General features: G+C 48.1%; 18 protein-coding genes, 2 pseudogenes and 1 other annotated feature. All 20 genes and pseudogenes read right to left on the bottom strand.

Going from position 1 to position 19874, the window contains the following annotated elements:
* Positions 1-39 precede the first annotated feature (39 nt).
* Positions 40-1518 (bottom strand): trimethylamine methyltransferase family protein, encoded by a 1479-nt coding sequence (locus VZF35_RS17620; RefSeq protein ID WP_407306977.1) that lies wholly within the window; start codon positions 1516-1518, stop codon positions 40-42.
* On the bottom strand, positions 1515-2516 hold the full coding sequence (locus VZF35_RS17615) for an ATP-binding protein (protein ID WP_407306975.1): 1002 nt from the start codon (positions 2514-2516) through the stop codon (positions 1515-1517). The genes VZF35_RS17620 and VZF35_RS17615 overlap by 4 nt, the downstream gene beginning before the upstream one ends.
* Positions 2517-2704: 188 nt before the next feature.
* A complete protein-coding gene (locus VZF35_RS17610) occupies positions 2705-3652 on the bottom strand; it encodes a glycine betaine ABC transporter substrate-binding protein (RefSeq protein ID WP_407306973.1) in 948 nt (315 codons plus the stop codon).
* Between the two features lie 109 nt (positions 3653-3761).
* The gene (locus VZF35_RS17605) at positions 3762-4406 is read right to left on the bottom strand and encodes an ABC transporter permease (protein WP_407306971.1); all 645 of its coding nucleotides are present in this window, start codon (positions 4404-4406) and stop codon (positions 3762-3764) included.
* Positions 4407-5522 (bottom strand): ABC transporter ATP-binding protein, encoded by a 1116-nt coding sequence (locus tag VZF35_RS17600; RefSeq protein WP_407306969.1) that lies wholly within the window; start codon positions 5520-5522, stop codon positions 4407-4409.
* A 56-nt stretch (positions 5523-5578) separates the two neighbouring features.
* Positions 5579-6235, bottom strand: coding sequence for an ABC transporter permease (locus VZF35_RS17595; RefSeq protein ID WP_407306967.1), 657 nt, complete (start codon positions 6233-6235; stop codon positions 5579-5581).
* A 375-nt stretch (positions 6236-6610) separates the two neighbouring features.
* On the bottom strand, positions 6611-7240 hold the full coding sequence (locus VZF35_RS17590; protein ID WP_407306965.1) for a corrinoid protein: 630 nt from the start codon (positions 7238-7240) through the stop codon (positions 6611-6613).
* A gap of 98 nt (positions 7241-7338) precedes the next feature.
* Complete coding sequence (locus VZF35_RS17585) at positions 7339-8766, bottom strand: trimethylamine methyltransferase family protein (protein ID WP_407306963.1); 1428 nt, start codon at positions 8764-8766, stop codon at positions 7339-7341.
* Positions 8767-8770: 4 nt separating this feature from the next.
* Entirely contained in the window at positions 8771-10411 is a 1641-nt protein-coding gene (locus tag VZF35_RS17580; protein WP_407306961.1) for a histidine ammonia-lyase, read from the bottom strand.
* A pseudogene (locus tag VZF35_RS17575) lies at positions 10408-11843 on the bottom strand (trimethylamine methyltransferase family protein). The gene VZF35_RS17580 and the pseudogene VZF35_RS17575 overlap by 4 nt, the downstream one beginning before the upstream one ends.
* 306 nt (positions 11844-12149) lie before the next feature.
* Positions 12150-13607, bottom strand: a complete 1458-nt coding sequence (locus tag VZF35_RS17570) for a sigma-54 interaction domain-containing protein (RefSeq protein WP_407306959.1) — start codon at positions 13605-13607, stop codon at positions 12150-12152.
* A gap of 246 nt (positions 13608-13853) precedes the next feature.
* The gene (gene yhbY, locus VZF35_RS17565; protein ID WP_407306957.1) at positions 13854-14147 is read right to left on the bottom strand and encodes a ribosome assembly RNA-binding protein YhbY; all 294 of its coding nucleotides are present in this window, start codon (positions 14145-14147) and stop codon (positions 13854-13856) included.
* A 143-nt stretch (positions 14148-14290) separates the two neighbouring features.
* Positions 14291-15490 carry an ABC transporter permease gene (locus VZF35_RS17560; protein WP_407306956.1) on the bottom strand — a complete coding sequence of 400 codons (1200 nt, stop codon included), beginning with the start codon at positions 15488-15490 and terminating at the stop codon, positions 14291-14293.
* Entirely contained in the window at positions 15487-15714 is a 228-nt protein-coding gene (locus VZF35_RS17555) for a hypothetical protein (RefSeq protein ID WP_407306955.1), read from the bottom strand. The genes VZF35_RS17560 and VZF35_RS17555 overlap by 4 nt, the downstream gene beginning before the upstream one ends.
* Entirely contained in the window at positions 15699-16742 is a 1044-nt protein-coding gene (locus VZF35_RS17550) for an efflux RND transporter periplasmic adaptor subunit (RefSeq protein WP_407306954.1), read from the bottom strand. Before VZF35_RS17550 ends, VZF35_RS17555 begins: the two co-directional genes overlap by 16 nt.
* A 32-nt stretch (positions 16743-16774) precedes the next feature.
* Positions 16775-18042 (bottom strand): annotated as a pseudogene (gene obgE / locus VZF35_RS17545) (GTPase ObgE).
* An 87-nt stretch (positions 18043-18129) separates the two neighbouring features.
* Complete coding sequence (locus VZF35_RS17540) at positions 18130-18639, bottom strand: Spo0B domain-containing protein (protein ID WP_407306952.1); 510 nt, start codon at positions 18637-18639, stop codon at positions 18130-18132.
* 121 nt (positions 18640-18760) lie between these two features.
* Positions 18761-19066, bottom strand: coding sequence for a 50S ribosomal protein L27 (rpmA, locus tag VZF35_RS17535; protein ID WP_407306950.1), 306 nt, complete (start codon positions 19064-19066; stop codon positions 18761-18763).
* Entirely contained in the window at positions 19060-19398 is a 339-nt protein-coding gene (locus tag VZF35_RS17530) for a ribosomal-processing cysteine protease Prp (RefSeq protein WP_407314686.1), read from the bottom strand. Before VZF35_RS17530 ends, rpmA begins: the two co-directional genes overlap by 7 nt.
* 13 nt (positions 19399-19411) lie before the next feature.
* Entirely contained in the window at positions 19412-19723 is a 312-nt protein-coding gene (gene rplU, locus VZF35_RS17525) for a 50S ribosomal protein L21 (protein WP_407306948.1), read from the bottom strand.
* Between the two features lie 10 nt (positions 19724-19733).
* Positions 19734-19818, bottom strand: a sequence feature (ribosomal protein L21 leader region).
* Positions 19819-19874: the final 56 nt, after the last annotated feature.

Genomic DNA, 19874 nt, shown 5'->3' with positions numbered 1-19874 from the left:
AATCTCTCTGCTTAAGCTCCAATCGCTCTCAAACGTCCTTTATCTTTGCTTCCTTCTGACTGCTTGCTTGCGCTCTTCGGTCTCGGCAATAATTTCCATCAGGCCTGTATGAATTCCTTCAGCGAGCGATTCCGGAGTATGGTTCTTGATAATCTCTTGCGCTAATTGTTGCGAGCGATCTTCTGCCGTTTTTGCTCCCTCTTCTTCCCAGATTTCCCAAAACAAACGATTGAACTGCTTTGGCACCCATATCTCGTCGCGGAAATGTTCATAGGTATGGGAATGAGCAACATAGTTACCCCCGGGTCCTACTTCATCAATCACATCGACAGCCAAAGTCTCCTCGTTCAAAGGTGTACCTCCACCCATATAGCGAGCATTTGAGATAAAGTCATCGCACAGCGTTAGGAAACTTAGGGAACCGGTTTTTCCACCTTCGAGATAGCCCACATCATGTACGAGATTCGCCCCCATTAACTGAGCCATTAAAATCCCGTTCCCAGCTTCCATCCCGGCTTGGGCATCCGGTACAGGAGCATTGACACACCCAGCCTCCGTAAAATTCGGAATTCCATAATACTGGGATAACTGAGTCATAATGGCATAATTCATGAGCGTCTCCGGTGATCCATACAAGGTTACAGTACTCTTCATATCCATAGGCGTTGCCCCGCCGCCAATAATAATGGGCGCCCCCTTTTGCTTCAATTGAGCCATCACCACACCCGCCAGAGCCTCAGCGTTCATCAGCACGATGGAACCCGCTTTGGTAACCGGTGTTGTGGCACCCGCCAAAATCCCGGGGGTGTACACTACCGGAACTCCATATTCGAAACAAGCAAACATTTTTCCCACACCGTCGTTTGTGTGAACTAAAGGCGAGATGGGTTCTGAGTACAACATCATGAAGGGATTCTTGCGCAATTCCTCTTTGCCGCCGGCGACCAAACACGCCATTTCCAACTGAGCACGCATATTGATTTCATCATGGGCCGTGACGATCAGCGGCTTTGTCGTATTGGAAACCATGGCCTCCATTTGATGCAAATCGCTCACTTTAGAGCTCTGATCAGAAGCAATCGCATAACTCATCACGAAATCATAGTTCGGCAAATAATCCATAACCCGACACGCTAATTCAACATCTCTCTTGGTTGAGCGCCGCCGTTCTCCCGTTTCGAGATCTATCGTAAAGGGAAGATCTGATCCCGTCCCAAAATAGGTCCGATTTTTTTCCAAAGGCATGACACGCTGCCCCTGGCGGTTCGCCACCACAATCTTGCGCGGAGCTAAACGAATGCACTCTTCCACCAACCAACTCAGTATCCGAACACGATGCTCCTTGACAAGGCATCCGGCCTCTGTCAGCAGCTGCAGGGCCTCCGGGTGATCGACCACGACACCGGTACGTTCCAGAACCTCTAATGTGGCAAAATGAATCTCCTCTAATTGACTCTCTGTAACCCACCTCAGAAGCGGTGTCCCCTGCTCTGAACTGTTGGAACGAATCCTTCTCATCTTAAATCCTCCTCTGTAACTGACATTGAATCTATTGTGATGGCCTCGCTCGGACAAACATCGATACAGCTTCCACACCCCCAACACTTCTGGGGATCAAACACAACCTTCCTCCGCGCCTTGCCTTTGACGACAATCTCGGTCTCCCCGTAATAAAACGCAGAAAAATTACAGCGCTTCGTGCAGGCACCACAATGCGTACACAGTCCAAGGTCCTGTCGGGCCGCATATTGGACAACCGGAAATACGCCCTTTGTTCCCTTCTCTTGAGCCAGCCGTGTAGGATAACAACAACATGCGCAACAATTGCATAACCAAGCCGGCCCGTTGATTCGCCAGTCGCTGTTGACCTGATGCATTAACCCTTCTCTATGAGCCGTCAGAATGATTTCCTTGGCTTCTCCCCGCGTAAGAGCACGCCCTAGCGTTCGATCCGTAATAGAGTCATCAAAACTCAAACAAGTCTCCGTTGGTTTGCCGCATCCAGCCAATTTTCGGCAGTTGCAGGGAACTAAACGTATCTCACGAACTGATTTCAACAATTCCTCCAGATTTTCCGGCAACTCAAAGGTTTCCGGGGCTCGTTCCACTGGCTCCCCGTTTTGGAGCGCTTTAAGGTATGGAGCCATTTTCTCTGCATAAATTTCATAACACCACTTGTCTAATGCCTGGAGAAGTTCTTGATTCAAAGTCCTGTAACCCTCATTAAATTTGCACAAATAGTCCAAGCGCTCATAAAAATCCGCTGCCCAATAAACCATTTCACCCTTCAGTTCCTCTCGATTGAGCAGCTTGCCAACATAACATTCCTTTAAAAATTCTTCGATTTCCTCTGCAGGGCAGCCCATCCTTAAAGCAATTTCGGACGCCGAACACCGTTGCCCTTCTAAGCGAACCACCATATCCATGTCCCGTTCTGATACAAAGCTTCTAAGATACGGCAGAACAAACTCAGGCACGGCAAACCTGGCAGCGAACTTTTTCACGATCGGCTTCATCCAGGCCTCTGGCGTTTCAGATATTTTCAGACATCAAAAATCCTGCCTTTCATATTAGAAACGATCATTGGCCACCTCTGCCCCCAAGCCTAGAGGCATTCAAGGGCACAAAGTGGCCAATGTTGAGTATGGGAAAAACAATAAAATTGCTTTAACAAACACAGATCATGAGCCTACAAAACGCATTGTTACTTGAGCAACCCTTTGCTCTTTAAGAAGGTTGTAGAAACTTCCTCAACCGACTTCTTCTCCACGTCCGCTTGCATATTCAATTCTGTGATAGTTTTGGTGTCGAGAATATCACTCAATTTTTTGAGGTCAGCAGCTAAGGTAGGATAGGCATCCACAATTTGCTTTCTTACGACGGGGCAAGCATTGTACACGGGGAAGGCCTTTTTGTCGTCTTCAAGTATCACCAGCTTATCCGTCACGATTCTCGGTTCTGTAGTGAAGGCCAGAGCCAGGTCTCCTTTTTGCGCTTTAAGTGTATCGTAGTTTAAGCCCATAGCAACATCCACGATATCATCTTTCGGCATCTTAAAATCATAGGCCTTTTCAAAGGATGGCAATCCATCCGCTCGGCCATCCCATTCCGGGAAGCTGACAAACTTGAGGTGTTCGCCTTTTTTTACTTGGGCCACATAATCCGAGGTTGTCTTTAGGTTGTACTTAGCCGCAACATCTTGACGTACGACAATCCCATAGGTGTCGTTAAGCGGGGCATAGTCTAACCATTCAATTCCGTTTTTATCATCCCAGTCTTTTATCAGCTTGTAACTTTCTTGAGGATCAAAAACCGGGTCGTGATTCATCAAATTGATGACACCCGTACCGGTGTACTCCCAGTACATGTCAATTTGCCCGGAAGTCAGAGCAGGTCTGATGACTGCCAGTTCTCCTAAACCCATTTTATTATCTACAGGGTAACCTAACCCTTTGAGGTACTGTAAACTCATGGTTCCCAGAAGAGAGGCTTCTGTGAAGGTTTTGGACGAGATCTTGATCGTCGGTCCTTTTTTAGCAGTATCAGCAGCAGTTCCCGAAGCAGGAGCCTGGGAACCGCAGCCCACAACTCCTCCCAAAGCTAAGACTAGAGTTAAGATGATGGCGAAGCCAAAGATAAATCGTTTCTTCATGTACATACTCCTTCCTAAGAATAAGTATTGATCATCTATCTTCAAGCATAATAGCCTTTAGCACCCTGCCCGGTTGATCCCCCTCCTTTCGACTCCGATTCAGGTTAACTTATTCAACCCGCATACCGGGAGGAGTGATACGGTGCTCGAGGACACTAAGGACTCGATCCAAAAAGATCGCCATAATTGCCCCCAACCCAGCCCCAACCAGCAAGTATTCCGGTCTAAACAACGCCAAGCCGCCGATGATCAAATTTCCCAGCCCTCCAGCTCCGATCAAAGCTGCCAAGGCCCCAATACTGACGACATAGACCGTAGCCGTTCGGATACCGCTGAGGATAATCGGCAGCGCCAAGGGAATTTCCACCTCATAAAGAATTCTTCTTTGGGACATCCCCATGCCTGAGGCCGCTTCCTTGACATCCGAACTCACTTCTAGCAAACCGGCAATAGTATTTCTCACGATGGGCAGCAAACTCTGAAAAAGCAAAGCTACCACTGCCGGCTTCATTCCTATTCCGAGTATCGGCAAGGCTAAAGCAATAATCGCCAAACCGGGAATCGCTTGTAAAACATTCAGCAAATTCAGCAAGACTAAGCCAAACTTTTTAAATTTAGGCCGAGTTAAAAAGATTCCCAGGGGTACAGATATCAAAATCGCTATAGTCACCGTGACGAGAACAATCTCAGAATGCTCCAATAGGGCACCTGGTGCCTTTTCAAACAAGGCAACCCGGAAATTTTCCCAACTCATTTACTCACCCTCTTTTCGGTACACATGGTTCCGAATATCTTTGAAAGAGAGCACACCACACAATTCTTCACCCTTCAAGATCCCGAGATAATCCACATCGAATTCCAGGAGCAGAGAAAGCGCATCCGGCAAAACCGTCGCTGTCTGAACGAAGGCCTTTTCTGTTCGAGCCACTCTTTTTCTGAGCTTGTCAAGGTCGCTTCCAGCTTCCCTAAGATCGGCTTCCGTGATTTGCCCACAGACTTTGCCGTTATTATTTAACAAAATGGCTACTTCAGCCCCAGAGTCCTTCATTTTCTGGGCAGCATTGGGCAGTTCACTTTCCTTCACAACACAGCTAATCGGTTTCATAGCCTCTTCCACACGATAAAGATTCAGCTTTTTCACAACCCGATCATGCCCAATAAAGTTTTCTACAAAATCATTCACCGGTCGAGTCAGGATCTCTTCAGGGGTTCCAAACTGAACAAGCTTTCCCGTATTGAAAATGGCAATTTTATCCCCCATTTTAATGGCTTCGTTAATGTCGTGAGTCACAAAGACGATGGTCTTCTTAATTTCCTTTTGCAAGCGCAAAAATTCATCTTGGAGATGATTGCGAGCAATCGGATCTACCGCCCCAAAAGGCTCATCCATCAGCATGATCGGCGGATCGACAGCCATCGCCCGTGCCACCCCTACTCTTTGCATTTGCCCGCCGCTTAGTTGAGCCGGATATTTCCCCCGGGTCTTTTCCACATCAAGCCCCATCATCACCAAAAGCTCTTCCACCCTCTTGGCAATTTTCTCTTTCGGCCATTTATACAGCCGAGGTACAATGGAGATATTCTCGGCGATCGTCCGATGCGGCAGCAGGCCAATCTGCTGAATCACGTATCCAATACCCATCCTCAATTGATCGGGATCTGTGCGCATCACATCATTGCCGTTGATTTTGATCACCCCGGATGTCGGCTCAATCATGCGATTAATCATGCGCAGCGTGGTACTTTTCCCGCAGCCCGAGGGGCCGACTAAAACGCAAATCTCTCCCTTAGGTATAGAAAGAGATAATTGTTCCACGGCTGGAATTGCTTGACCCGAGTATTGCTTTGTGACTTGCTCTAGTTCAATCATCAAGATCCCCCTCTGCCAACGTTATCTAGTCTCAGATATAAAAAAAACCATAAGCTTTAACGGTTTAATCTCAATCCCCGAGGAACAATGAGTTTCTCAATTCCCCCAAGAATCGTGTCTAAGCCAACAGCTATTACAGATATAATCAGCGCCCCTGTGACCATCATGGGAGTATTGGAACGAACAAGTCCCTCTGAAATAAAGCGTCCTAAATTACGTTCTCCTATGTACGTTGCGATTGCCGCAATCCCAGTTGTCATGACAACGGTAATTCGGAAACCGGCAAAAATAATCGGAATGCCTAAGGGCAAAAGAATCTCCCGCATGATCCTTCCCGAACTCATCCCCATTCCTTTGGCTGCTTCGATCACATTCCGATCGACGTTTTTTACCCCATCATAAACACTGCGGATTAAAGGCATCATAGCGTAAAGAACTAAAGCAAACAAAGCAGACTTTCGCCCTAAGCCAAAGAAAGGAATAGCAACTAAGATAGCAAACATCGACAAGCTGGGAATGCAGAAAATTGTATTGGCTAAAGCCAAAACCCGAGCGGCCCATTTATCACTTTTTGTCAACAATAAGCCGACAGGTATCCATATCACTAACGAAATTAACACTGCTGTAAGAACAAGGGTAAAGTGGTTGCTGGAATACTCAATGATCGTCCCGGTATTTCTTGTTATAAAGTTTATAAAATCCTCTAACGTCACTTGCCGTCACCCCTCTTCCCTTAAGACTTTTCAATCCCTGCTGTAAATCAGCCTTATAATACCTTATGATTCTGCTGCCAAAACCAGAATCCAAATAAAGCAAGCACGCTTTTTCAGAGATAATAATCCGAGGTGCCAGCAAGGCGTTTCCCAGAAGAGTTAACCGATACTTGGTTAAACTAAATTTTAGTTGCAAGAATTGTGCCTACTTTCGGACAATTGAGGAATCAGCACCTCTGCCTGTTCAGCGAAGCAGAGGTGCATAGATTCTTTGCTCCAGCAATCCACCACAAACCAGTCCCAGTGCTCGGTATACAGCAAGCGCAAACTCAATTTTGCAGCAAAATATCAATGCACTTTAGGATGATCGTTCTTCTAAGCTATAAAACGCCCACACAATTCTACAGCGCTGCCAGCATCTGAAGCATATCCATCCGCACCAATTTGATTGGCAAAGGCCAGCGTAACGGGCGCCCCTCCAATCATGACTTTCACCTTGTCTCTAAGGTTAGCCTTCTCCAAAGCTTTAATCGTTTCACTCATACCGGGCATCGTCGTCGTAAGCAATGCTGACATTCCAATGACTTGGGGCTGATGTTTGCCAACAGCATCTACAAATTGTTGCGAGGTAATATTGACACCCAGATCAATCACTTGAAATCCCTGACTTTCCAGCATCATGACGACAAGGTTTTTCCCAATATCATGAAGATCCCCTCTGACTGTCCCCATAATCACGGTCCCGCGTGAAGGGATATCTGCATCGGCAATATACGGTTTGACCAGGGCCACGCCCCCGCTCATCGCTTTCGCGCAGCGCATCACTTCAGGAACAAACATATCCCCTTTTTTAAAAAGCACTCCCACTGTATTCATACCTGCAATCAAACCTTCATTAATAATCCTTAAGGGGTCCGTTCCATGCTCTAACATCCATTTAGTACCCTCGGCAACCTTTTCCACATTTCCTTTAAGAACGTAATCACTCAACTCTGAAAATTCCATGTCTAAATCCTCCTTCAGCTTTCTTAGGTACTATTATTTTTTAGCTCGGGTAAAGCCAAAAATGCATAGCTAAGGTCTTATAAAATTAAGAAGTCACGTTAAGTGAGTTCAGGCTCAACACCGAACTTATGTCTGTAGTAATGGCGCAGTTCTTGTTCCACCCCTTCAGGCAATGCCGGACGAACGTAACAGGCAATCCTGTCTTGCCAAACTTTATGCGATCGCTCTAACAGAAGTCGCTGATAATCCCGTTTTGGAGCGTAAGGCTGCCGATCACACAGCCTGGGATTCCAAAATTCTTGTCTGAAATGGTTTAAGGTGTGATTCGTATCCAAAAAGTGACCCCCAGGACCTCGGGAGCGAATCTCAGCAACCGCCAGAGTGTCCTGATTAATGGTTAGCCCTTGACTGAACCGCCGAGCCATCCCGCCAATCTCCTCATCCAGTACCAGCTTTTCCAAGGATAAGGTCAGAAAAGAATCCAGAATTCCCGCCGAATGCAGAACAACACTCGTTTGAGCTGCCACCGTGGAAACCATGGACAACATGGATTCCATTCCTGCTTGAAAATCCGCAGTTTTAGCATCCGTCAAAGCTCCGCCTGAACGAGACGGCAGCTTATAATAACGCGCCAATTGATTGACCGCCCCGACCAAAAGCGCGAGTTCCGGTGCCCCCAGGGCTATAGACATGGTCTTCATATCCGAAATCGTCGAAGTGTTTCCATAAACCACAGGCGTGCCCGGATTAATAAGCTGGGAGAGTACAATTCCTGCCAAGATTTCAGCGTTATTTTGAACGAGAGTCCCGGCTAAGGTCGTTGGACTGGTTGCCATAGCCATACTGCAGGGAGCCAGAATTAGACCCTGCCCAGCCCTTGCGTAAAGCAGCAGACTTTCCAGCATTTTTTCCGAGTAGATTAGAGGGGAATCAGGATTAACGGTTCCCAGCAGGCGGCAGCCCGGCCTCCCCTGAAAAACAATCTCGCTGACTTCTAAGGAAGTTTGAGCAATATCTCCCCCCATCGTCAACCCCATTTGAGGCTTATCTGAATACCAGCAGCCCGCCAGAACCATCCAAGCAAAGGTCTCCTGCTCAGACACCCCTGGGATCTCAGGCATCACAAGCCCTCCCCCATTCGTGTCGAAATAAGAGCTTTGGTGGATAATCCGCAGGAGGTTGAAATAATCTCTTTGCTCAGCCTGGCGCCTGACCGCGTCAAGGTCTTGAACATAGACGCACCCAGCAGGCGGAGCAAACACTGTACTAGGGCCCCCAATCCAAACCGAGCGTTCCGGATTTCTTGCCTCTAATAAAAACCGTTCAGGAGCCTTCTCTAAAACTTGAGGGAGCAGGGCCTGGGGAAAATACACCCGACTGCCCTCCACTCTCGCCCCACCACTGCGCAAAATAGCTAAGGCTTCATCGTGATGAAACTCCACCCCCACACTCTCCAGGACTTCCACGGTTGATGCCTGAATTATTTCAATCTCTTGTCGGGAAAGCACTTCCACCAAAGGATTCATTCTCTCACTCCTCTAAAAGGAAAGCATCTGCTTCCGCGAGGGCAATCGCTAAGCGCATTTGCTTATTCATATAACGGTCATCCCCCGTAGCAGGTATGTCTTGACGCAGGCGATTATAGACCTTCCGGGTTTTCGGTGCCAAACTCAAACCCTCAAGCTGCGGCTCAGCACAGGAAACCCCTTGAGCCGCACAGAGAATTTCAATTCCCAGGATCTTAAACATATTAGAAATCACCATTCCCGCTTTGCGAGCAGCCCAGGTTGCCATGCTCACATGGTCTTCCTGATTGCTCTTCGTCGGAATAGAATCCGCACTAGCCGGATAACAAAGGGTTTTATTCTCACTGACCAACGCCGCTGCCGAACATTGCGCTAAAGTAAAACCAGTATTGAGCCCCACCGAAGTGCCTACCAAATTGCGCGGCAGACCATAACTCATGGTTGGGTCAAGCAAGCGAGCACTTCGCCGTTCAGAAATATTTCCCAGCTCATGAACCGCCACCGTTAAGAAATCCATGGCAAAGGCCAAATATTCACCGTGAAAGTTTCCGCCGCTTAATCCCACGTACTCTCCGTTCTCTTCGCGGAACATCAGAGGATTGTCTGTGGCCGCATTAGCTTCCCGCACTAAAATCTGATCCACAAAATCCAAAACGTCCAGAACAGCTCCATGAACTTGAGGCACACAGCGCAAAGAATAAGCATCCTGAACTCTAGGCTGCCATTCCCCGCTGCGCACTTCTTCCTTTAATTTAATTTTGCGCGCTTCATCCGTCGTCCATTGACTTCCGGCCAAGAGTTGGCGAATGTTCTCTGCTGCTCGAATCTGGCCCGGATGATTGCGGACCTCTTGAATTCTCGGTTCAAACGCTCCCATCTCCCCGCGCATGGCTTCCATACTCAAGGCACATGCGACATCGGCCAACTTTGCTGCTCTGCGGGCATCATGCGCCGCCAGAACAGCCATCCCCAAGGTGAATGTACAGCCATTGATCATTCCCAGAACATCTTTGGCCTTCATTTGAAAACTCGCTTCCATCCCGGCACGCGTCAGCCCCTCCTGAGCGGATAAACGCTCGCCCTGATAGAAGACCTCCGCTTCCGGATGACCCACTAAAGCGGACACTAGATGGGCCATGGGGGCCAAATCTCCGCTGGCGCCAACTGAACCTAAAAGAGGAATCACAGGATGCACCCCGCGATTAAGCATTTCCAGCAAACGTTCCACCACTTGAATGCGCACTCCCGAAACCCCTTTAGCCAGAGAATTGGCACGCATAAGCATGGTCGCTCGAACGACGTCTTCCCTCGCCGCCTCACCAATTCCTGAACAGTGCGACTCAATCATCAGCCTCTGAAAGAGATCATTTTCTTCGGGAGCAATCCGAGTATCTTTTAACTTGCCAACTCCGGAGTTAAAACCATAGATGATCGGCGCATCATCCTTAAGCCAGTTTTTTTCAATATAGTCCCTCACAAGGATCAAATGTTCTCGAACCGAAGGATCAAGCCCAACTTGAGGGAACCCAGTCTCCTGCTGAGCAGCTCGTGCCACACGGACGATGGTTTCCAGCGTCAAATCCTTTCCCGTCAGCAAGAGAACCTCGCTGTCTTGTTTTGACTTAACAGTCTCACTCGTGCTCATGCTCCTTGCTTCCTCTCCCTTTGCACCACGGCATCGATTCCGGCCAACACATCCTCGGGCAAGGATGGAACCGTGTGCTCCGCTAAAAGTTTCTTGACTCTCTCGTTGGCCAGTTCACCAAACGTCTTGGCCCCAGCTTCTTCCCAAGAATCAAGATTCAAACGATTGACGACATGAGTGTCAACACGGTATTTTCGGAAATTATCCATGGTGTGATCTTCTCCGATGAAATTTCCGCCGGGACCCACGGCCTTAATTACATCCACGGCTAAGGTTTCGGCATTTACTTCCACACCCCTTAGATAATACTTAACATTGTTCGCTGCTTCGTCACAGAGCACTAACATCTCCAGTGATGAGATAAGTCCGATCCCGATATAGCCGGCATCATGAATTAAGTTTCCTCCGGCTAAGCCGGCGATCAAAGTGTTAAAGCCTGCTTCCATTCCGGCCTGCTGGTCGAAAACATGGGCATCACTGCAGCCGGCGGTGGTAAAGGTCGGGAGATTATAATATTGGCCAATCTTCACCAGGGAGGTGCACCCTAAATCTCGTTGAGGAGAACCATAAGAACAAATAAAGGTCCGCAAATCCATGGGCGGAGTCCCTCCTCCATAGATAAAAGGGGCCCTTTCTTTTTCAATTGATGGATCACTAAACCTGAGAGTTGTTCAGCATTCGCCACAACGAGGGAACCGGCGGGAGTGACAGGACCCGTTGCTCCAAGCATGGTGGCCGGCACATAAATCATGGGAATTTCCTTCTCCGCACAGGTTAAGAGCTTTTCAGCTGCCTCTTTAGAGTGCATAAGAGGAGAACTGGGCTCATTATATAAGGCAAAGAAAGGTTTCAGCCTCAGTTCGCGCTCCCCGCCTGCCACCAGGGAAGAAATCTCGTAAATATCGAGCAGCCCCTGGCGTCCATGGGCCGTAAACAAAATTGGTTTACAGGTATTTGTCACCATCGCCTGATATTGATAGACATCGGATGCCTCAGCAGGCGCATCTGAAGCCAGACCTAAGGACATGATGAAATCTATATGCTCTAAAGCATCCGCCAGTTTAGCTGCCATCCCCACATCAGCGTTGGTCGCTGATCGCCGCTTCCCTGTTTCAACGTCAATTGTATAAGGCGTATCCGAGCCCGAACCATAATAAATTTTACCCTTTTCCAGGATACAAGCAGGCTCTCCGGAACGGTTGTATAATGTCACAGACTTTGGAGCACTGGCTAGAGCTTCCTGAATCAACCATACCGGAAAGCGAACACGAGTCCCTTCAACATCGGCCCCAGCATTTTTCAAGAGCTGCAGAGCCTCCTCTTCGTACACTTCAACGCCGACTGTTTGGAGCACCTGAAGTGTCGCCGAATGGATTTCTTCGATCTGATCGTCGGAAAGCAAATTTAGTCCCACTGTCGCCTGTGTACTCATGTTGACTTTCAAGAAAAGCATCCCCCTTATCCTTATGTTTTCTAGGAACTGTTTCCCAACACCTTCAAGACAGCGAAAGTGTATCATACAAATTAATCTTGCAAATCCGATGCCAGGTCTCAGAGCAGGCTGGATTTTACTCTCATCGATAATAAGCGAGGCTGGAAGAGTCCATAAATTGGACTTTTCCAGCCTCGTAAGGTTCATCATAACTCTATGTAATCCTTTGAAAACAGCTTGCCGCAAAATGCAAAACATCTCACTGCAAAATTGCATTGCACATATTCGGTTTGCACGTTAGGCATCTTAACGCCGGAATTGCTCCGGGTCAATTCCTAACTTCTTAATCCGATACTGCAAACTTTGGCGTAAGATCCCCAGTTCTTTGGCGGCACGGCTGAGATTTCCGCGATGCTTTTTTAAAGCATCTGTCACAATACTAGTTTCTGTATCCAGCAGCGACGGACTGAGCTGAGAAGGAATCTTGTTGGCTTTAAGTCTTTCTTGCTCCATTTGTTGCTTAAGATACATCGGCAGGTGTTCACAGGTCAGCCATTTCTCCTCACCAGCCATACAAATCATGCTCTCGATGGCATTCTCTAATTCCCGGATATTTCCGGCCCAGCGATAGCCCTGAAATATCCGAGCCAATTCCGGTTCAAGCTCCTTCTTATGCGGAGAGTGTGCCGGAGAATGTTTTCTAATAAAATGCTCCGTTAAACATGGAATATCCTCTCTTCTCTCCCGCAGCGGGGGAACCGTCAGGGAAATGACCGAGAGTCGATAAAATAAATCCTCCCGCAGCAATTTTTTTTGCAGACAGGCCAAGGGATCTACATTAATCGAACTGATAATCCGGCAGCGCAGCGGTATTTCTGTGACACTCCCCACCTTGCGGTAATTGCGTTCTTGAAGAGCACGCAGTAGTTTGGCTTGAAGCCCAAGACTCATGGAGTTAATTTCGTCCAGATACAAGGTCCCCTCATCGACATACTCAAAAATTCCCGTCGTAGGCACTGCCCCTGTATAGGCCCCTTTAACCGCTCCAAACAACATGGTCTCGAGAAGATTTTCCGGGATTGCCGAGCAGTTAATAGCGACAAAGGGGTGCTGTTGGCGCGGGCTGCCGTTATGGATACTCTGGACGAGCAATTCTTTTCCGGTTCCCGTTTCCCCATAAATTAGAATATTAGCAGAACCCGTCATTGCCCTCTGAGCCCCACGGATAACGTTCTCCATCGTCTTACTTTTGCTGATAATATCAGAAAAGACAAAATTTGCCCGCGTAGGATGTGTCGAGCCCTGCTTTTTGCCTTCCGTCAAATCTGTTTTGATCTCTTGGATTTGCATCGTGCGCAATAACATTTCTTTTAAATGAGTAGCCTCTCGGCAAACTGAATAAACCGCTAAAAGCTCATTATGCATTAAGACCGGGACTGTACTGGCCACCAAATGAACTTCCAGTCCCTTACGGGTAAAGTACTTCTGATATGTCTCTTTAATCGGTGTCGCCGTCTTAGAAACCCTTAAATGCTCACTTGTATCCGGCGGCTGGCTGTAAATCTCCGAAAGATGCTTACCTACCACATCTTCAGGGCTAAGTCCCTCCAATAAGGCAATCTCCTGATTATAAAAGATCACATACCCATTCGGATCTGTAATAAGAACTCCCTCGTGAATGGAGTTCAAAATCGTTTCATAAATATGCACTTTTCTGCGCAGAACCTCTGCACTTGCCCATGGAATATGTCGCCGAATCCCCATCTTGCCATCCTCCCCATGCCACGATGAAGTAACATTCGCTAGCGAGGGCAGGCATCCCTTCCTGATGGAGGAAAATTCTGCAATGGGAGAAGGTTACGAGACACTTGCTCAACCGTACAGCCAACGCGACATCCGACAACCATGGATGCAAGAGGCCGCCATCCATGGCGGCCTCTAAGTTTAGAACAAAAGGGGGACTGTTCTCCGTTTCTTGTACCTCATTGTGTGAACCTAGCACCCCGCTCGCTAATTTGGCAAAACGATAACGGGTTTATCCTTAGACGGTCTGTATAACAGAAAATTCCGGCCTATGACTTGGACAAGTTCGGATCGTGTCTGCTCGGCAAGATCTGCAGCCACGCTTTTGGGTTCTTCTAAGCAATTTTGCAGAACCCGACCTTTGATCAGCTCCCGAGCTTCTAAGGCTTCATCTGCCTGGGTGACAACTGTTTCCGCGATTCCGCCCTTGCCTACTTGGAGAATTGGGACTATTTCATTGCCCATCGCCCTTAAAAAACGCTTTTGTTTACCTGTTAACACTTAATTTCCTCCCTAAATAATCATTTTTCAAAGGACTCATTTGTTTCGCAGAATTCAATAAACTGGCGCCATGCGCTCTGATCATTAATAGAGTTCTTCCCCTATCCACGTAAGTCTTGTCAACTACTTACTCATAACTAACATCACTCATATCTCAAGGCTGTGATCGGCTCGAGTTTGGCTGCTTTCAGGGCTGGGTAATAACCGAAAAAGAGTCCTACTGCCAGCGAAAAGGTAACTGCAAATAGAATTGACCAGCCTGATAAGAGGGGAGGCCAGTTTAAGAGATTCGCTGTCAGCAAAGCGCTCCCTACTCCCAAAGCAATCCCCACAACCCCGCCGACCAAGGATAGAACAATCGCTTCCAGCAGAAATTGCAGCAAAATATCGTGTTCTTTGGCTCCTACTGCTTTACGCAGTCCAATTTCTCGAGTACGTTCCGTCACGGAAACCAACATAATGTTCATAATTCCAATTCCCCCCACGAAGAGGGAAATCCCGGCCACCAGACCAATGATACTCGTTAAAATTCGCGTAATCTTATTCGTCGATTGGACGAGCTGCTGGACGTTATAAGCCTCATACTGATCTGTCGTCCCATGACGGACATTCAAAATTTGTTTGGCCCTGGAAATCGTAGTCTCCAAATCAGACTCTTGATTAGTCGCTCCTTCTAATTGATCCACCCGAGCAGTTTGGAAAATATCCGTCCAAGTCCCCCAGGGAACATAAGCATAGGAGTTTTGAGGACTCACATCAAACTGAGCAAAGGCGGATGTGTCTTTAGCCAAAACCCCGATCACTCGACAGGGCACATTTTGAATCATCACTTGTTGTCCCAAGGGATTACCGGCTCCGAATAAACTGTCTGTCAGCGTCTGATCGATCACCACCACACGGCGATCTGCCTCAAACTCCTCCTCGGAGAAAAATCGTCCTTTAGCCACTTCCCGGCGGCGCAAAACCGCAAATTCTGGCGTCGTTCCTACAATCATGGCCGAGGAATTCTTTTGACTCATTTCCAGGGCGGCATAATCAACGCTCGCCGGAAGCAGAGTCTTCGCTTGCGGCAAGGCTCTTTGCAAAGCTTCGCTGTCCGATAGCGTCAGGCGATTCTCTTCAGTCAACCCGGTTTGACTGGTGGATTTGGGGTACAAGACGAAAAGATTAACTCCGCTTTTCTCCATTTCCTGCATAATCGCAGCTTTCCCGCCCAGCCCGATCGTCACCACGGCAATCACGGCAGCAATACCAATGATAATCCCCAGCATCGTCAGCCCTGTCCGCAGCTTGTTTGTCCGCAAGCTAAACAGTGCTCCCCGCAAAGCCTCAAACAGACTCATGCTCCTCCACTTCCTTGTTCAGACGTCACCGTCATGCCTTCGGAAAGTTGGTTCGAAGGATTAAGTACAATGAGATCCCCGGACTTTAAACCACCAGTAATTTCTTGGTACGTGTCGTTCCCAATACCCACCTTGACCTCGGCCTTATGCAGACGTCCTTCTTGAATTCGATAGACAAAGTTTTTGCTGCCCTCCTGGAACAGGGCTTCTAAGGGGACCGCCAAAACCCCCTTTTCGTTGCTACAACCACTTGGATATTCACATTATAGCCCGGCTTCAGTCCGGCCGGAACATGGTCTAAACGGATTGTCACTCCCACTGTGGGGGAAGCATTCCCCTGAAGGCTTGCTTGAGCTGCCGCTTCAGGTGCAACTTCTGTAATAACGCCTGCCATCGTTGAAGCGCCTAGGGTTTTAGTGGTTACTGTTACTTTCTCACCTTGCTTTACCTTGCTTGCATCCATTTCATTGAGTTGAACAACAACATTCATATGGGTTAAATCTCCGACAACCACCAGAGGCTCTTGGGCCGAAGCCAAATCTCCGGCCTGAGCTTTCACTTCAAGAACGGTCCCTGAGAGAATAGCCTTGCAGCTCAGCTGGTCTCGTTGTACTTGAGCAACATGCAGCGTTTCTCGGGCCTGTTTTAACGCCGCCTGACTCTGGGCGAGAGTCCCTTGAGCCTGGGAAACAGCGCCTGAACCTTCGAAAACACTCGAAAGAGAGCCGACATTCGTCGAGCTGCTGTTATTATTAGAGACGCTTCCGCCGCCGTTTCCATTTATATTTACAACCTCCGCATTACTTTGGCTGGCGTTCCCAGCAATTGCGGCATTTGCAGAACTTGCGGCAGCTGCCGCACTGCTTTGAGCACGCTTCAGCTCCGTCAAATTGTTCTGCGCAGCATTAACAGCAGCTTGGGCCGCGTCAACGCCAGCCTGGGCTTGAGCCACCTGCGCATCTGCCAAAGTTGTATCGAGGGTAACAAGGACTTGTCCTGCTTTGGCGAAGTCTCCGACCTTCACTGCTACCTTGGAGACAATTCCAGGGTTTAAGACCCGCACCTCTTGGCGCGAACTAGGGGCAACACTTCCTGTCGCATAGACATCTTCTTGCATCGAAATCGACGTCACGGTTCCGGCAGTGACCTTCTGAGTGCCGCGAGCACTCCCCCAGATCAACCACCATCCGACGATGACCAACACAAGAAGCACGACCACTGTCCCTATTCCCCACCAGAGACGTTTCTTCACAGTGTTACCTCCAAACGACTAGAATTCGCTGTTTACTCCCATTCAAACGTCACGCCCGCTATTTCTACACTGTCCCCTTCTTTAATCCCCGCCTCACGCAAAGCATCGTCAACCCCCATCGCCTTAAGGATGTTTTGGAAACGGTAAACGCTCTCTTCGCGATCAAATAAGGTCATTCTGACATGTTTCTCAATTTCCTTACCTGAAATCGTATAATGATTGTCTGCTTTCAAAATTTCAAACCGCTTTTCCGGTTGGGCTTTTGTCACTAAATGATCCGTTGAATAAGCCGCAATCTCAGGCACAGGAATATCCGGTAAACGTTGGACAATACGATAAATCAACGCCTGCAGTCCTTCCCCCGTTGCCGCGGACACGGCAAAAATCTCCTGATCTTCCTCCAGCACGTCTTTTAAGCGCTGAAGATGTTCCTCCGCACCCGGAATATCAATTTTATTTGCTACGACAATCACAGGACGCTCAGCAAGCGCCGGGCTATATAACCTAAGTTCTTCCTGGATAATCCGAAATCCTCCACGGGATCCCGTTCTTCGGAGCCGGAAATATCCAAGACATGCAGAATTAAGCGAGTCCTCTCTGTATGACGCAAGAATTCATGCCCTAATCCAGCCCCTGTATGGGCACCCTCAATGAGTCCCGGAATGTCCGCCATGACAAAACTCTGGCCATCTTCGAGTTCAACCACTCCGAGATTCGGCACAAGGGTTGTAAAATGGTAATCCGCAATCTTCGGATTAGCCGCCGAAACCTTGGAAATCAGCGTAGATTTTCCCACATTAGGGAACCCTACCAACCCGACATCGGCCAAAAGTTTGAGTTCTAAGCGCAGCCAATGCTCTGCACCCGGTTCGCCATTTTCCGCTAAAGTAGGGGCTTTATTCGTATTGCTCATAAACCGAGCATTTCCTCTGCCCCCTCTGCCGCCAGCGGCAACAACAACACGCTGACCGTGTTCTGTAATATCGGCAATCACGTCACCCGTTTCATCCTCGATGACCACTGTGCCCACAGGAATACGCAGAACCACATCGCTGCCGCTCTTCCCGCTCATATTTTTCGCCTGCCCGTGCTCACCGCGTTCCCCTTTGTAATGCCGTTTATAGCGGAAGTCCACCAGCGTGCTCATACCTTCATCCCCAACAAAAACAATGTTCCCTCCACGGCCGCCATCTCCGCCGCTCGGCCCTCCTTCAGGAACGTACTTTTCTCGCCGAAAGGCGACAGCGCCTGCTCCGCCGTCGCCCCCTTTGACATAGATCTTTGCTTGATCATAAAACAATGACATACCCATTCTCCTTGTATCCTAAAATAGCTTTTTTAATAACTCTATAATATCGATTGAACCGCCAACTGCATTTTCATTAATCTATTCAGTAACCTCTCGCGTAAAACGCATTGTCCTATCAAAAAGCACCTTTTCCTCGTCCTCCAGAATAAATTGACAAGAAAAACCTTCCGGCTCATCGAACAAATATACTTCAGAATTTAAATCCGGAAATCCCTTATAGCGTTCCGAGACCTCCAAACATTCTCTAGTGTACCCGAATAAGCCCATTCCATATTCTTCTCGCCAATGATTTAGCCAAAAGTCCTCCAATTTCATCTCTTCAGGGTAGTCCAAAGTAGTAACAACGTTATTCTGCCTGAGACGAATAATCCAGCTGAGTAGAATCGCCGAAAGTACAGGAACTGGAATTTGACCGGCCTTTTGTTCTTCTTGAGGCCTTATCAGTTCGCGCATGTATCCGAGGGCTTTCTCTGGCTGCTGAAGCTGAAGATTGCCCATGACTACTTGCCAATGATTTAAAAAATCGTGTCTTTGAAGGCGATACCATTGCAGCATATCCAACAATAAACTATGTTCAAGATCTGACATTGTCATCGTTCCCCTCATTGGAAAACTTTAGTATTCCGTATAAATTTACGAAGTCAAATATCCCTTGTATATGTACACGAAAAACCCCTGGGGAAAAACCCAGGGGCGTAAAAAAAGCTGCTTATTGGGCAATAGCCGCCGGTACTTTGCGTTCAGCATAAACGCTCACTTGTTTATGCGTCCTGTCTTTATGCTCAAATTTAACGTAACCGTCAATCAGAGCAAATAAGGTATCATCTTTACCGAGGCCGCAATTTTTAGCAGGATGAAACTTCGTTCCCCGTTGGCGTACGATAATCGTTCCAGCAGTGACAAATTGACCGTCACCGCGCTTAAGCCCGAGACGCTGCGCGTTGCTGTCCCGACCGTTTCGAGAACTACCCACCCCTTTTTTATGGGCGAAGAGCTGCAGATTCATGTTTAACATGGAGTCCACCTCCTTTGATCAATTAATATATACGCTGGCCCATAGGCCGATTCTATTTGTTCAATACCAAGCTTCAAGGTCTGCAGAATCCACTGGGCCTGTTCTAATTCTTGCTCGGAGATTCCTACCAGTTTACAAGAGAGAAAACCCTCTCCTTCTTGAACTTGAGGTGCCTGCGAGAGAAAATATTCCAACCCATTGACCGCTGCAATACCCAGCGCGGAGACGCCCGCACAGACAATATCTTGGCCTGCTTCTGCATAACCGGCATGACCGGACAGCTCAAAACGACGAATTCGCCCCAACTCATCCGACCAAACTAAGAAGCAAATCCCATCCTGTCCCTTACGCTTGGAGTGCTTCGACAAGAACTTTTGTGTAAGGCTGACGATGTCCTTGTTTACGGCGATAGTTTTTCTTGGCTTTGTACTTGAAGACAATAACCTTCACCCCTTTGCCGTGCTCCACAACTTTAAGCACTGCGCTAGCACCTGCTACAACGGGGGCTCCTACTTTGACAACACCCTCTTTTTCCACAAGAAGAACTTTGTCAATCGTCACGGTATCTCCGACATTAGCTTCCAATTTTTCAACGAGAATCTCGTCACCTTCTTGGACGCGGAACTGTTTTCCACCAGTTTCAATCACTGCGTACATATATACACCTCCCATACCCTAGACTCGCCATTGCAGGTCGGTTTTTAAGCAATCAAAAACCTGTTTGCACCTGATTCGAGCGGTTGCGGTGAGAAGTCACCACATTTAGTTATTTTAGCATTTGGCTGCTTCGTTTGTCAAATAAAACTTA

It is taken from the genome of Desulfosporosinus paludis (assembly GCF_045689965.1).
In the GTDB taxonomy this organism is placed as follows: domain Bacteria; phylum Bacillota; class Desulfitobacteriia; order Desulfitobacteriales; family Desulfitobacteriaceae; genus Desulfosporosinus; species Desulfosporosinus paludis.
The sequence above is the reverse complement of the archived record's forward strand: the minus strand, read 5'-3'. Positions and strand labels throughout refer to the sequence as shown.

Excerpts from the sequence above, each read along its gene's own strand:
- VZF35_RS17620 (WP_407306977.1), bottom strand. The coding sequence starts at position 1,518 with ATGAGAAGGATTCGTTCCAACAGTTCAGAGCAGGGGACACCGCTTCTG.
- VZF35_RS17615 (WP_407306975.1), bottom strand. The coding sequence starts at position 2,516 with ATGAAGCCGATCGTGAAAAAGTTCGCTGCCAGGTTTGCCGTGCCTGAG.
- VZF35_RS17610 (WP_407306973.1), bottom strand. The coding sequence starts at position 3,652 with ATGAAGAAACGATTTATCTTTGGCTTCGCCATCATCTTAACTCTAGTC.
- VZF35_RS17605 (WP_407306971.1), bottom strand. The coding sequence starts at position 4,406 with ATGAGTTGGGAAAATTTCCGGGTTGCCTTGTTTGAAAAGGCACCAGGT.
- VZF35_RS17600 (WP_407306969.1), bottom strand. The coding sequence starts at position 5,522 with ATGATTGAACTAGAGCAAGTCACAAAGCAATACTCGGGTCAAGCAATT.
- VZF35_RS17590 (WP_407306965.1), bottom strand. The coding sequence starts at position 7,240 with ATGGAATTTTCAGAGTTGAGTGATTACGTTCTTAAAGGAAATGTGGAA.
- VZF35_RS17585 (WP_407306963.1), bottom strand. The coding sequence starts at position 8,766 with ATGAATCCTTTGGTGGAAGTGCTTTCCCGACAAGAGATTGAAATAATT.
- VZF35_RS17580 (WP_407306961.1), bottom strand. The coding sequence starts at position 10,411 with ATGAGCACGAGTGAGACTGTTAAGTCAAAACAAGACAGCGAGGTTCTC.
- VZF35_RS17570 (WP_407306959.1), bottom strand. The coding sequence starts at position 13,607 with ATGGGGATTCGGCGACATATTCCATGGGCAAGTGCAGAGGTTCTGCGC.
- VZF35_RS17560 (WP_407306956.1), bottom strand. The coding sequence starts at position 15,490 with ATGAGTCTGTTTGAGGCTTTGCGGGGAGCACTGTTTAGCTTGCGGACA.
- VZF35_RS17540 (WP_407306952.1), bottom strand. The coding sequence starts at position 18,639 with ATGTCAGATCTTGAACATAGTTTATTGTTGGATATGCTGCAATGGTAT.
- rpmA (WP_407306950.1), bottom strand. The coding sequence starts at position 19,066 with ATGTTAAACATGAATCTGCAGCTCTTCGCCCATAAAAAAGGGGTGGGT.
- rplU (WP_407306948.1), bottom strand. The coding sequence starts at position 19,723 with ATGTACGCAGTGATTGAAACTGGTGGAAAACAGTTCCGCGTCCAAGAA.